Source organism: Vibrio sp. V12_P9A6T4 (genome assembly GCF_963874835.1).
Classification (GTDB): Bacteria; Pseudomonadota; Gammaproteobacteria; order Enterobacterales; family Vibrionaceae; genus Vibrio; species Vibrio anguillarum.
On record NZ_CAWNJO010000071.1, the window covers coordinates 81300 to 94631 of the forward strand.

At 46.2% G+C, this 13332-nt stretch carries 11 protein-coding genes; 7 read left to right on the forward strand and 4 right to left on the reverse strand.

The window, feature by feature from the left end; all coding sequences use genetic code 11:
* The first annotated feature begins 88 nt into the window (after positions 1-88).
* Together glpT and glpQ are read left to right on the forward strand one after the other, a co-directional pair.
* The gene (glpT, locus tag AACQ42_RS11985; RefSeq protein ID WP_026029046.1) at positions 89-1465 is read left to right on the forward strand and encodes a glycerol-3-phosphate transporter; all 1377 of its coding nucleotides are present in this window, start codon (positions 89-91) and stop codon (positions 1463-1465) included.
* A gap of 99 nt (positions 1466-1564) precedes the next feature.
* Entirely contained in the window at positions 1565-2626 is a 1062-nt protein-coding gene (glpQ, locus tag AACQ42_RS11990; RefSeq protein WP_026028651.1) for a glycerophosphodiester phosphodiesterase, read from the forward strand.
* Positions 2627-2689: 63 nt separating this feature from the next.
* Here glpQ and AACQ42_RS11995 read toward each other — a convergent pair whose 3' ends face one another.
* A complete protein-coding gene (locus AACQ42_RS11995) occupies positions 2690-3574 on the reverse strand; it encodes a LysR family transcriptional regulator (RefSeq protein WP_094165321.1) in 885 nt (294 codons plus the stop codon).
* Between the two features lie 85 nt (positions 3575-3659).
* On the opposite strand from AACQ42_RS11995, the gene budA reads away from it, so the two are divergent.
* The 3 genes from budA (at position 3660) to AACQ42_RS12010 (ending at position 7016) form a co-directional block, all read left to right on the forward strand.
* On the forward strand, positions 3660-4457 hold the full coding sequence (budA, locus tag AACQ42_RS12000; protein WP_069212237.1) for an acetolactate decarboxylase: 798 nt from the start codon (positions 3660-3662) through the stop codon (positions 4455-4457).
* A 100-nt stretch (positions 4458-4557) separates the two neighbouring features.
* A complete protein-coding gene (alsS, locus tag AACQ42_RS12005) occupies positions 4558-6261 on the forward strand; it encodes an acetolactate synthase AlsS (protein WP_094165323.1) in 1704 nt (567 codons plus the stop codon).
* Positions 6258-7016 (forward strand): SDR family NAD(P)-dependent oxidoreductase, encoded by a 759-nt coding sequence (locus AACQ42_RS12010; RefSeq protein ID WP_013868131.1) that lies wholly within the window; start codon positions 6258-6260, stop codon positions 7014-7016. The genes alsS and AACQ42_RS12010 overlap by 4 nt, the downstream gene beginning before the upstream one ends.
* A 398-nt stretch (positions 7017-7414) precedes the next feature.
* Here the strand turns inward: AACQ42_RS12010 and AACQ42_RS12015 are convergent, their stop codons facing one another.
* From AACQ42_RS12015 to AACQ42_RS12025, 3 genes are all read right to left on the reverse strand, one after another.
* The gene (locus AACQ42_RS12015) at positions 7415-7966 is read right to left on the reverse strand and encodes a hypothetical protein (RefSeq protein ID WP_094165325.1); all 552 of its coding nucleotides are present in this window, start codon (positions 7964-7966) and stop codon (positions 7415-7417) included.
* 4 nt (positions 7967-7970) lie between these two features.
* Entirely contained in the window at positions 7971-8960 is a 990-nt protein-coding gene (locus AACQ42_RS12020; RefSeq protein WP_094165327.1) for a hypothetical protein, read from the reverse strand.
* 306 nt (positions 8961-9266) lie between these two features.
* Positions 9267-10166, reverse strand: a complete 900-nt coding sequence (locus AACQ42_RS12025; protein WP_013868134.1) for a LysR family transcriptional regulator — start codon at positions 10164-10166, stop codon at positions 9267-9269.
* A 220-nt stretch (positions 10167-10386) separates the two neighbouring features.
* Between AACQ42_RS12025 and AACQ42_RS12030 the strand changes: the two genes are divergently transcribed.
* Both AACQ42_RS12030 and lldD read left to right on the forward strand, forming a co-directional pair.
* Positions 10387-12087, forward strand: coding sequence for an L-lactate permease (locus AACQ42_RS12030; protein WP_176429646.1), 1701 nt, complete (start codon positions 10387-10389; stop codon positions 12085-12087).
* Between the two features lie 107 nt (positions 12088-12194).
* A complete protein-coding gene (gene lldD / locus AACQ42_RS12035; RefSeq protein WP_026027779.1) occupies positions 12195-13331 on the forward strand; it encodes an FMN-dependent L-lactate dehydrogenase LldD in 1137 nt (378 codons plus the stop codon).
* Position 13332: the final 1 nt, after the last annotated feature.

The following is a 13332-nucleotide window of genomic DNA, read 5'->3' on the forward strand; positions in this document are numbered from 1 at the left end:
TGCACACGACAATGCCGTTCTCTTTCGAATGAAACATTTTTTATCGTTCGAGCTTTAGAACCATCGCACTACATTAATGAGGTCAACTATGTTTGGTATCTTTAAACCCCAAGCGCATATCGAGAGGCTCGCAACTGAGCGGCTCGATAGCACTTATAGCCGCTTGCGCTGGCAGTTATTCATCAGTATTTTCTTCGGCTACGCAGGCTACTACCTTGTTCGTAAGAACTTTAGTTTGGCGATGCCTTATTTGATTGACCAAGGTTTTAGCCGCGGTGATCTCGGGGTAGCTCTTGCCGCCGTATCGATTGCTTATGGCTTATCTAAATTCTTAATGGGGAGTGTTTCTGACCGCTCTAACCCACGCTACTTCTTAAGTGCAGGCCTTTTAATGTCTGCGTTAGTGATGTTCTGTTTCGGTTTTATGCCGTGGGCAACAGGCAGCATTACTGCGATGTTTATTTTGCTGTTCTTAAACGGTTGGTTCCAAGGTATGGGCTGGCCTGCGTGTGGCCGTACCATGGTTCACTGGTGGTCACGTAAAGAACGTGGGGAAATTGTTTCTGTATGGAACGTAGCCCACAACGTCGGCGGTGGCTTAATTGGTCCCCTTTTCTTGTTTGGTCTTTGGGCATTTAACGATGATTGGCGCGCCGCATTTTACGTTCCTGCCTTTTTTGCGACCTTAGTTGCCATTTTCATTTGGATGACACTGCGCGATACGCCGCAATCTTGTGGTTTACCACCGATTGAAGAGTATAAAGATGACTACCCAGACGACTACGATAAATCTCATGAGAATGAGATGACCGCGAAGGAAATCTTCTTTAAGTACGTTTTCTCTAACAAATTGTTGTGGTCTATCGCTATTGCCAACGCTTTTGTGTATCTCATTCGTTATGGCGTATTGGACTGGGCTCCTGTTTATTTGAAAGAAGCCAAAGAGTTCACCGTTGATAAATCTTCTTGGGCGTACTTCTTGTATGAGTGGGCAGGTATTCCGGGAACGCTATTGTGTGGTTGGATATCCGACAAAGTATTCAAAGGCCGTCGTGCACCTGCGGGCATCTTATTCATGGTTCTCGTTACTTTTGCGGTACTCATTTACTGGTTTAACCCTGCTGGTAACCCAGGTATCGACATGGCGGCTCTTGTTGCGATTGGTTTCTTAATTTATGGCCCAGTAATGTTGATTGGTTTATACGCACTGGAACTGGCTCCGAAAAAAGCAGCAGGTACCGCAGCCGGTTTAACAGGTTTGTTTGGTTATCTCGGCGGCGCAGTAGCGGCAAATGCGGTATTGGGTTACACCGTTGACCACTTTGGTTGGGATGGCGGCTTTATGATCCTAGTCGCTTCGTGCGGTATTTCTATCCTTTGTCTGCTGTATGCCTACATTGGCGAGCGTGCTCACCATAAAGAAAAAGACAGACTTGCGGAAGAAAAAGCGTCAACGCCATCATAAATCTGACACCTAAATGTGTTGAATTTGCGTTACGCACTGTTCACTTTGAATCAAAACTCTCCCCCTGCAACGTCAGGGGGAATTTTTAAGGATAACAATATGAAACTGACACTACTCGCACTTTCCATGGCTACTTTAGCCAGCTCGGCGTGGGTTCAAGCAGAACCATTGGTGATAGCGCATCGCGGCGCTTCCGGTTATCTGCCTGAACATACCCTTGAAGCCAAAGCGCTTGCTTACGGCATGAAGCCTGATTTTATTGAACAAGATGTCGTGATGACCAAGGATGACCAATTGGTGGTTCTGCACGATCACTACCTTGACCGCGTCACTGATGTTGCCGAGCGTTTCCCTGACCGTGCACGTGGTGATGGCCGCTATTACGCCATCGATTTTACGCTGGCAGAGATCAAAAGCCTTCGCGTAACTGAAGGTTTTAATATCGATGACAAAGGCAATAAAACCGCTGGTTTCCCCAACCGTTTCCCTCTTTGGAAATCAGACTTCACCGTCCCAACCTTAGCGGAAGAGATCGAGCTGATCCAAGGGCTGAACAAAACGCTCGGTTACGATATTGGTATTTATCCAGAAATCAAAGCGCCTTGGTTCCACCGCCATGAAGGTAAAGACATCAGTAAAGCGGTACTGAAAATGCTGAAGGAATATGGTTACGACAGTCAAGAGTCAAACGTTTACTTGCAATGTTTTGATCCTATCGAGCTAAAACGCATTAATGATGAACTGCTTCCAGCAATGAACATGGACCTCAAACTGGTTCAATTGATGGCCTACACCGATTGGAATGAGACCATGATCTATGATGGCGACCAAGCACAGCCATACAGCTATGATTGGATGTTCGAAGCAAACGGCATGAAGCAAGTCGCCACCTACGCCGATGGAATTGGCCCGTGGAAACCTATGTTGGTTGACGATGCTTCAACCAAAGAAAACATCATCATCAAGCCATTGATGAAAGCCGCTAAAACCGCCGGATTAGTCGTTCATCCTTATACCTTCCGAGCAGAACCCGATCGCATTGCACCTTATGCCGACAGCTTTGATGGGATGCTCGATGTGTTCTACAACACTGTAAAAGTGGATGGTTTATTTACGGACTATCCCGATAAAGCAGTGGAGTTTTTGCATTCAACTCGCTAAGTAAGCGTGATTAACCTTACCACTTTGGCACGCTTCATCCCCAGTATCATCATGCTGGGGATGTTATTTTTGGTGACTTAATGCCTTCACCACCTTAAGCACATGCTTATTTAAGTTACTGGCTTCCCAAAGCACCGCAATTTGGCTGTTAAAAGGCATCTCCTCGATGGGAGTGATCACGGCAGAATCATCGATATGTTCAGCCAGTGATTGGGGTACAACAGCTACGCCAAATCCCGCTTGAGCCATTGCAACCATAGACCTCAACTGTGGAGCCGAAAAACGTTGATCGACACGGATGCCCACATCGTCAAACAGCGCTTTCATACCATCATGCAATGCTGGCCCCGTTTCACGAGGAAACAACAAAACGTGCTCATTTTTTAACTGAGCTAAAGTAAGGCGATCTTTTTCAGCCAAGGGATGCCCTAAAGGGATCACCGCGACAAAAGGCTCTTCAAATAAAACCACCCGCTTTAAAGACTCACTGGCATAACAAGGTAAACGCACCAATGCTATATCCAACTGCTTAGCTTTCAACTGCTCAACCAACTCTGGCATCGCTTGCTCAACCGCGGTGAGATTCACGTTTGAAAAACTGTCCCTTATCTCCCGCACTCGGGATAATATTTGGGTATTCATCGCAACCGAAGTCGCAAAGCCCATCCGCACTTCATTTTTTTCTCCACGCGCCAGCTGTTTTACTTTCGCCTTCGCTCGATCCACATCATTTAAGATGGTGACCGCATCAACATAAAACATTTGCCCAGCCTCGGTCAGCTCTACCCCACGTGGTAAACGCTTGAATAACAGCGTATCGAGCTCATGCTCCAATTTCTTTATCTGCTGGCTCAACGGTGGTTGAGCAATACCTAACACTTCAGCCGCTCGTGTAAAATGGCGAGTTTGTGCCACCGCCACAAAATACTTGAGATAGCGAAACTCCATATCTTTTCCATATAGAAATAAATCTTATTTATATTGGATTTAGCCACGTGGAGAAGTCAATCTAAATATACACTTTATTGCATAAATGGTTATTCTCATGCGTGGATTCTACACTCCGCTTTGTGCTTGTTCTCTCGATGTAGCAAAAGAGTTTGCTGAATATCATCATGTAACGGGGGATGGAGAGATTTACCAAACTTCGTTGATGAGTGCGTTGATTGCCGGCGTTTATGAAGGCGCAACAACGGTTGAACAACTGCTGCAACATGGCGATTTTGGCTTGGGCACATTCAATCAATTAGACGGTGAACTGATCGCGTTTGATAAAGAGGTTTTCCAATTAAAAGCCGATGGTTCGGCTAACCCCGCACACTTAGCGCAGCAAACCCCCTTCGCCGTCATGACTTTTTTCACTCCTGATGTCGAAGTTCCTATCACCTCTAAAATGTCTCGTGCTGACGTTCATCATCTGATTGATGAGCTAGTACCCAGTGACAATATTTTCTGCGCAGTACGCATTGACGGTTTATATCAGTTTGTCAGAACGCGTACCGTGCCGCGTCAAACTCGCCCATTTCGCCCAATGTTGGATGTTGTAAAAGAGCAGCCCACATTTAATTTCACCTTCAAACAAGGCGTTATCGCCGGTTTTAGAAGCCCGCAGTACACCACAGGTATTAACGTTCCGGGGTATCACGAACATTTCATTACCGAAGATAGAAAAGGCGGCGGCCACATACAGGACTACTCTATTTCGTCAGGCTTTTTGCAAATTGGCAAAGTATCGCGCTTGGTGATTGATACCCCGACTTCGCTAGATTTCCTTAAAGCCAACCTAGCACCCAATGACATCCGAACCGCGATTGAAAAAGCGGAAAAATAGCGCTGAACAGGAGAAAAAGAATTGAATTGAAAAAAGCCGCCAGATAGCACCACCACTTCGCCAAGAAGTGTCAACGTCAGTCAACAATAAGGGTATAAAAATGAATACAAAACCTACCACTAGAAATGGCGCTCAATTAATCGCTCAACAGCTGGAATCTTTGGGTGTCCGCTATATTTTTGGCATTCCGGGGGCCAAAATTGATCGGTTATTTGACGCCATTGAAGACACCAATATTCAAATGATCCCAGTGCGTCACGAAGCCAATGCGGCCTTTATGGCCGGTGTCATCGGCCGTTTAACCGGCAAAGCCGGAGTCACCATGGTGACCTCAGGCCCGGGCTGTGGCAACTTGGTTTCAGGGGTTGCCACAGCCAATTCAGAAGGTGACCCACTGGTCGCTATCGGCGGCGCGGTCAAACGAGCAGATCAACAAAAGCAAACGCACCAGAGTATGGATACCGTCAGTATTTTCCGCTCTATCACAAAATCCAGTGCAGAAATTCAACATGTTGATGCCGCCAGCGAAGTGATGGCCAATGCCTTTCGCACAGCAGAATCAGGCCGGCCGGGGGCGTGTTTCGTTAGCATTCCCCAAGATGTGTTATCCGACCACACTCTCACCGATATTATTGTTCCATCACGTAATGTTCATTCAAGCCAAGCCAGCCCAGAAGCGATCGAAGAAGCCATTACCCGAATCGAGCGGTCACAGCGCTGCGTCGTTTTACTCGGCTTACACGCCAGTCGCGCTGAAAATGCTCAAGCCATCAGCCGTTTTTTGCGCACCACTCAACTGCCTGTAGTCGGAACATATCAAGCCGCTGGGGCAGTTGATATTAACTATTATCACCATTTCGCTGGCCGCGTAGGTTTATTTAACAATCAGCCCGGAGATGTATTGCTGCAAGATGCTGACCTGATTATCACTATTGGTTTTAACCCCATCGAGTACGACCCAGAGCTTTGGAACGCAAAACAGTCCCCAATCATCCACTTAGACATTGAACCAGCAGAGTATCAGCTCAACTACCAACCTTGTGTGGAAATTGTCGGCAATATCGTTCAATCACTGGATGATATGATCGATTGTGTCACCAATTTCGCACGCCTCTCTCCCAAAGCCTTATCGATTTTAGAGGAAGTGGCACAACAGCGGCAGATAATAAAATCCTACCCTACTCGTCAATCTCAGCATGGGTTTCATCCATTAACCTTAATCAAAGCGATGCAATCCATTATTACCCCAGACACCACCTTGTGTCTGGATATGGGCAGCTTCCATATCTGGATTGCGCGCTATTTAAGCTGTTTTCGCGCCCGTCAAATGCTGATCTCAAATGGTCAGCAAACCATGGGCGTTGCCCTACCTTGGGCTATTGGCGCTAATCTGCTCAAACCCAGTACCAAAGTGGTCTCTGTTTCTGGTGATGGCGGCTTCATGCAATCAAGCATGGAATTAGAAACGGCCGTCCGCCTAAAATGCAACATTGTACATATCATCTGGGTCGATAACGCCTACAACATGGTCGAGATACAAGAGATGACAAAATATCAACGCCCTTCTGGTGTCAGATTTGGCCCGATAGACTTTAAAGCTTATGCCGAATCATTTGGCGCGCAAGGCTTTGCCGTGACCGAACGTCATCAGCTGATGCCTATGCTGCATCAAGCCATGGAAACTCAAGGACCTGCTGTCATTGCGATCCCCGTTGATTACAGTGACAACTACAAGTTGATGCTACCCAGAACACAAGACAATCGAGACCCTATTTTTGAGCATGTAGAAGGAGAAACAATATGAATGGTTTAACCCATAAAGTCGCTTTAGTCACGGGTGCCGCCAACGGCATCGGCTTTGCGATAGCACAGCGTTTATATGATGAAGGGGCCAATGTAGTACTGGCCGACTGGAATGAAGAGCAGCTCGCCACCGCCATCGAAGCTTTTGACTCAACACGCGTCGCGGCGCAAGTGATTGACGTCTCCGATCCTAAAAAAGTAAAAGCTATGATCGATAACGCCGTATCACGCTTCGGTAAGCTCGACATTTTAGTCAACAATGCGGGCATCCACATCCCCGGCTCCGTCTTAGAAAGCAGCGTTGAAGATTGGAAGAAAATATCAGCGGTGAATATTGATGGCGTCGTGTATTGCTCTAAATTTGCCTTACCTGAACTGCTAAAAACGCAGGGGACCATAGTCAACACCGCTTCAGTCTCTGGCTTAGGTGGTGACTGGGGTGCCGCATTTTACTGCGCCAGCAAAGGCGCGGTAGTCAACCTCACTCGCGCCATGGCGTTAGACCACGGTGCCGCTGGCGTGCGAATTAACGCCGTGTGCCCAAGCTTAGTTAAAACCAATATGACCAATGGTTGGTCGCAAGAGATTAGAGATAAATTTAACGAGCGCATAGCACTAGGACGCGCCGCAGAACCGAGCGAAATTGCCGCCGCAGTGGCCTTTTTAGCCAGCGACGATGCATCGTTTATTAATGGTGTCAATTTACCCGTCGATGGTGGCGCTACCGCTTCCGACGGCCAACCTAAAATCGTTTAACCACGAAAACTCAGCCAGTACCCAAACTATTTTCCGTGCTGGCTGACATTTTAAAACCGCATAATTCAAAACAAGCCCCATAAACCTTTCAGCCCTAAAATGCCTCCTTTTCCACAATTAGTACAACTCCTACAAACACGAAACTAATTGGGGAGGGTTAGGGTGGAGTGTTTCTTGGTTGCTGGCAGCACCCCCTCCTAACCTCCCCCTTAAAGGGGGAGGAACAGAACGGTATCAGCTTCCACTCTAAGGCATATAATTGGACAAAAGAAGCCAGCGCGATCCCTAAATTAGCAATTAACAAACAACTAAAGTATGGAAAGTCACTTAACTTGATGTCCAGTATTGATGGTACAGATCAAGGGCTCCATGAGGAGCCATGCTTAGTTTCATCCAAGCTAATCGTGAAGTCTCTCACCTAAGTAATAAAGTCCACAGAAAGTGGTTACGACCAGTTGCCAGAATATGACTAGAAAAATCGTCGCATAAATGGCCAAGGAAAGATTCGATTCAAAAAACACGGAAAGTTTGTTCAAAATAACTAAAACAAAACTCTCTGCGGTTAAAAATGCAAACATATGTGTAAGGTATGTTCTACGTTTTAATGACTGTTCCTTAACTTTTTTCTGATAATTTTCATCAAGGTAAGGTGTGAGTATATAAGGAGTCTTAGGGCCTGCACTTACCATATCCGAAGACAGCATCGGGTTTTGAAATGCTGCAATTGCTGCCAACGCTGCAATATAAAAGCCGGGCAGGTTTGCGGTAAAAGATGTAATTGGGTCGAGTAAGACTGTATTAACTATCTTTAGTTCAGTACTCGATAAATATGCTAAAGCCAAAGTCAATAACGTAAACACGATTGGTATGTGCCAATCATATCGATTTTTCCCTTCCATACCTTTAATTCTTAGGTAAACAAAAGGTCTAGTCAGTTGTTCTAAGAACATTATTTTAACCTCCTAGTGATACCAACTTATCAATAATATCACTTTGTAAGTCATCATAAGAGTCTTTTAGACTAGAGCGGAAGCCTTCCAAAAGTGATTTTTTAGTGAGCGCGCTTTCAAACCCACTGATAGCTACGTCATTAAGGTCCATAACTGCTGTGCGTGGACCCGTTTCTGTAGGGTAATTAAATTTGATTTGATCGAAATTTCGCCCCAAATCAGTCTTGGCAATTTTCCTAATCCAAGCCAAATTGTCTGAAGACGCAGGGGAAGACTCAATTTCCATAATGTACTTTTTAGGGATAATGACCTCTCCTCTATCTACATTATTAAACAATTGAGTTTGATAGCTAATAAGGTGAATCTTAGAAAGTGTACTGTCTTTTACTTTGTTCAACAGCTCTTCGTCACTGGTTAATGTCATATTAAAACGAGTTTTAAACTTATTCTTGTCAGCACCTGTTGTTGAATCTGTGGCAACACGCCCATTCTTATCGACAGTATACATATCAAGGTTACTGTTCGAGACTTGAAGTAGTAGAGCATTGAAGAACGACTCAATTTTACCGATAGTCAGCTTTGGAACAACATCGTAGTAAAATGGTAAATATCCTGCTCGTGTACGATTGAAATCAATTACTAAATGACATGAAGTTTCGTAACCTTGATTTTTGTTTTTTGGCTTAACTTCGTTACGACTTCTATCACTAGTGTCTCTAATTACAGTCGTCGCGTTGTTTTTATGTACTACATTTATAAGGAAATGTGCATGTGTGTCAGTAAAGTCAAAATCGGCCAGTGACACAATTAGTTTCCCACCCTCATAACCTTTTGAATATCCAATCTCCTCTTTAAACAACGGACTTAACTGAAGTAAATCGTAATTGGTAATACTGTTCTCTAAAGACATGTTACGCTTTTTCGCTCTATGTCGTACCTCAGTATTGATACCTCCATGATGGGCGATGCGCTTTGCCACGTCTAAACTAGCCATTTATCTAACCTTATAAAAAATAGTGATATAACTGTGTTAGATGATAATTCAATGATTGCACTACAGCGAGTTTTATATGTAGGAAAAAGCTTATTAACAAGTTGTGAATGAGTATTTACTCTGGCTGATAAAGGGACAAAAGTGTTTCAGTAAACCATACCAATCATAATAAATGGCACACTCCCAACGATCACGAAACTAATTCCCTCCCCTTCAAGTGGAGGGTTAGGGCGGGGTGAACCTCCCCCTAAAAAGGGAGGAACAGAACGGTATACAGACCGAAGGCATGCTTTACATAAGTCACACTCAAAAATAGTGTGAAATAGTCAAATAGCGGGCGCGGATGTGCTCTATCAGCAAGCGGACTTTATTCGGGGGTTGGCGAGTAAAGGGATACACGGCATATATACCCAATTTTTTGCCCACTTGTTCCGGGAAAATATCCACTAGCTGGCCGTTACGAAAATCATGATAAACCAAACAGCGCGGTACATAAGCAATGCCGTGGCCGCCTAAAGCTGCTTTTCTCAGTGCCGTGGCATTATCCGTAGAAAAGCAGCCCGAGACTGTGACAATGTAGTTTCCTTTGCGACCTTTAAATTCCCACTCGCTCGCGCCTGTGGTTTGGTAGGCATATTGAAAGCAGTTGTGGTTGACTAAATCTTCCGGTTTTAACGGTTTTCCATTTTTCGCAATATAAGAGGGAGAAGCGCACACAACCCACTGTGAGTCTAAAATATGCCGCGCAATTAGGCTTGAATCTTCCAAGTAACCAGTGCGGATCACTAGGTCAAAACCTCCTTCTACTAAATCAACAAAACGGTTATCAAGCGACATGTCCACCGTTAAGCCGGGGTGTAAATTGCAAAATTCCGCAACCGCGTCGGCCAATATTAGATCGCCTGATATAGTGGGTACCGACATTTTGATGTGGCCGCTGACATTTTCACCAAACCCAGCCACCGCATCGACGGCTTCTTGAGTGGCAAGCTTCACATTTTTCGCACCCTGTAACAGTGCCTTGCCCGCTTCAGTCAGGGTTAATTTACGCGTAGTTCGATATAATAGCTGCACGCCTAACTCTTCTTCTAAACGCGCCATTCTTTTACTAACTACTGAATTTGTAAGGCTATTCTGTTCTGCTACTTTACTAAAACTTCCCAGTTCCATCACTTGTGAAAACAATATTAGGTCGTCTGCTCGCATCTTATTATGTCAATTTTGGAATTAATTATTTTCATTATTTCCCTATATCCATAAAAAATAAAGGAGTAAATTCACCCCGAATTAACAAAAACATCACAAATATAATAATTTAGCTACCCGACGTGGCCGAAAGGTCTGTAGCCCCTACAGGATGTCTGCTCCTCAACTATCCTACTATTTAGAGCTAGTACGAAGAGCACACTTTACGAGGAAGTATCCAATGAACGAAACCTTACTGGCACTAGTGGCCTTCTCCCCCATTGTGGTGGCAGCGATTCTTTTAGTCGGGCTCAACTGGCCTGCGAAAAAGGCGATGCCCGTGGCCTTTGCATTAACTGTGGCCATCGCCCTCACCTTTTGGGATATATCGGCAAACCGCGTGCTCGCTTCTGTTTTGCAAGGGTTCGGTATCACGATTTCCGTGCTCTGGATTGTGTTTGGCGCAATCTTCCTACTCAACACCTTAAAACACACTGGTGCTATCACCACCATTCGTAACGGTTTTACGGATGTTTCGGCTGATCGCCGTGTGCAAGCCATTATCATTGCGTGGTGTTTTGGCTCTTTTATTGAAGGCGCTTCTGGTTTTGGTACACCGGCGGCTATCGCGGCTCCGTTGCTGGTTGCGATTGGCTTTCCCGCTTTGGCTGCCGTATTGATGGGGATGATGATCCAATCCACTCCTGTCTCTTTCGGCGCAGTGGGTACGCCCATTATTGTTGGGGTGAACAAGGGGTTAGATACGCACAACATCACCGAAACGCTGATCAGCAACGGTTCAAGTTGGGATGTGTATTTACAGCAAATCACCGCCAGTGTCGCCATCACCCATGCGATAGTCGGTACATTGATGCCAGTATTAATGGCGATGATGTTGACGCGCTTTTTCGGTAAAAACAAAAGCTGGACCGAAGGGTTAGATATTTTGCCTTTTGCGATTTTCTCTGGCTTGGCTTTTACTGTGCCTTACGCGCTAACGGGCGTCTTTCTTGGCCCAGAATTTCCCTCATTAATCGGTGGCTTGATCAGCTTGGCACTGGTTGTCACGGCCGCGAAAAAAGGCTTTTTAGTACCCAAATCACAATGGGATTTTCCAAAAGAGAAATCGTGGCCCGCAGAGTGGTTAGGCTCATTAAAAATTGATATTGAAGAGATCAAGGCTAAACCGATGGGCCTTGCATTGGCTTGGACTCCCTATGTTCTGCTCGCGGTTATCCTTGTGGCAAGCCGTGTGAGCAGCGAATTTAAGTCACTGCTGGCTGGAGTGAGCCTATCCTTTAACAACATTCTGGCTGAAACAGGCATCAGCACGGCCATTCAACCGCTTTATCTTCCCGGTGGCATCTTGGTTTTTGTCGCGTTACTGGCAGTAATATTGCAGTCACGCAGTGCGACACCGCTCATCAAAGCATTCGGTGAATCAAGCAAAACGCTGATCGGCGCGGGCTTTGTGTTGGTATTCACTATCCCTATGGTGCGTATTTTTATTAACTCTGGCGTCAATGGCGCAGAGCTTGCGAGCATGCCTGTCACTACCGCCAATTTTGCGGCGGGTTTAGTCGGTGATGCCTTCCCTGCATTAAGTGCCACCGTTGGCGCACTTGGGGCGTTCATCGCAGGCTCAAATACGGTGTCGAACATGATGTTCAGTCAATTCCAGTTTGAAGTGGCGCAAACACTTTCTATTTCCAGTGTGATGATCATTGCGCTACAAGCTGTTGGCGCAGCGGCGGGCAATATGATTGCGATTCACAACGTCGTCGCGGCATCAGCAACGGTCGGTTTATTGGGCCGTGAAGGAGCCACGCTGCGCAAAACCATTATTCCGACTTTCTACTACCTTGTGATGACTGGCCTTATCGGTTTAGTGGTGATTTACGGCTTTAATATGACCGACGTACTAATGACCCAGCAACCCTAAGTTTGGTGATGTGATTTGGTATCAACTTGGTTTTTATAACCATTAATCTTGTGTAATAAATGCAGAGCTCGCTAGGCGGCGGCTCTGTACAAATTAGGATTCAATCTATGATTATTTCAGCCTCCACCGACTATCGCGCTGCCGCGAAAGCGAAATTGCCTCCTTTTCTGTTTCATTATATTGATGGTGGCTCATACGGTGAGCACACGCTCACACGCAATACCGCGGATTTAGCTGACATCGCACTGCGCCAACGCGTGCTTAATGACATGTCAGAGCTCAGTTTAGAAACACAACTGTTTGGCGAACAGCTTGCAATGCCGATTGCCCTTGCCCCTGTTGGTTTAACTGGTATGTACGCACGGCGCGGCGAAGTGCAAGCGGCGCGCGCGGCTGAAAATAAAGGCATTCCTTTTACACTGTCCACCGTATCGGTTTGCCCGATCGAAGAAGTATCAGCGGCGCTGGCTCGGCCGATTTGGTTTCAACTCTACGTGCTTAAAGATCGCGGTTTTATGAAAAACGTGTTGGAGCGCGCCAAAGCCGCGGGGGTAAAAAACCTCGTGTTTACCGTGGATATGCCCGTTCCCGGCGCGCGTTACCGCGATATGCATTCTGGCATGAGCGGCCCTAATGCGGCGATGCGCCGAGTGTTTCAAGCGATGAAACACCCAAGCTGGGCGTGGGATGTTGGCTTGCTCGGCAAGCCACACGATTTAGGCAATATTTCTGCCTACCGTGGCACGCCGACTAAATTGGAAGACTACATTGGTTGGCTTGGTGAGAATTTTGATCCTTCCATTTCATGGAAAGATTTAGAGTGGATCCGCGACTTTTGGGACGGCCCGATGATCATTAAAGGTATTCTAGATACAGAAGATGCCAAAGATGCGGTGCGATTTGGCGCTGATGGCATTATCGTATCCAACCACGGTGGTCGCCAGCTTGATGGGGTATTGTCAACCGCCAAAGCCTTACCTGCGATTGCTGATGCGGTGAAGGGCGACCTGAAAATTCTGGTCGATTCGGGGATTCGCACTGGGCTTGATGTGGTACGCATGCTGGCACTGGGCGCGGACTGTACGCTGCTGGGTCGCTCGTTTGTTTATGCATTGGCGGCGCAAGGTCAAAGCGGCGTTGAGAACTTGCTCGACTTGTATGAAAAAGAGATGCGCGTTGCCATGACCTTAACCGGAGCGAAAACCATTGCCGATTTGTCACGAGACTCGTTAGTCAAACTTTAAT

What these genes read in the sequence shown, in the direction of transcription:
- AACQ42_RS11995 (WP_094165321.1), bottom strand. Translation starts at nt 3,574, where the DNA reads ATGGAGTTTCGCTATCTCAAGTATTTTGTGGCGGTGGCACAAACTCGC.
- glpT (WP_026029046.1), top strand. Translation starts at nt 89, where the DNA reads ATGTTTGGTATCTTTAAACCCCAAGCGCATATCGAGAGGCTCGCAACT.
- AACQ42_RS12020 (WP_094165327.1), bottom strand. Translation starts at nt 8,960, where the DNA reads ATGGCTAGTTTAGACGTGGCAAAGCGCATCGCCCATCATGGAGGTATC.
- alsS (WP_094165323.1), top strand. Translation starts at nt 4,558, where the DNA reads ATGAATACAAAACCTACCACTAGAAATGGCGCTCAATTAATCGCTCAA.
- AACQ42_RS12015 (WP_094165325.1), bottom strand. Translation starts at nt 7,966, where the DNA reads ATGTTCTTAGAACAACTGACTAGACCTTTTGTTTACCTAAGAATTAAA.
- AACQ42_RS12010 (WP_013868131.1), top strand. Translation starts at nt 6,258, where the DNA reads ATGAATGGTTTAACCCATAAAGTCGCTTTAGTCACGGGTGCCGCCAAC.
- glpQ (WP_026028651.1), top strand. Translation starts at nt 1,565, where the DNA reads ATGAAACTGACACTACTCGCACTTTCCATGGCTACTTTAGCCAGCTCG.
- AACQ42_RS12030 (WP_176429646.1), top strand. Translation starts at nt 10,387, where the DNA reads ATGAACGAAACCTTACTGGCACTAGTGGCCTTCTCCCCCATTGTGGTG.
- AACQ42_RS12025 (WP_013868134.1), bottom strand. Translation starts at nt 10,166, where the DNA reads ATGCGAGCAGACGACCTAATATTGTTTTCACAAGTGATGGAACTGGGA.
- lldD (WP_026027779.1), top strand. Translation starts at nt 12,195, where the DNA reads ATGATTATTTCAGCCTCCACCGACTATCGCGCTGCCGCGAAAGCGAAA.
- budA (WP_069212237.1), top strand. Translation starts at nt 3,660, where the DNA reads ATGGTTATTCTCATGCGTGGATTCTACACTCCGCTTTGTGCTTGTTCT.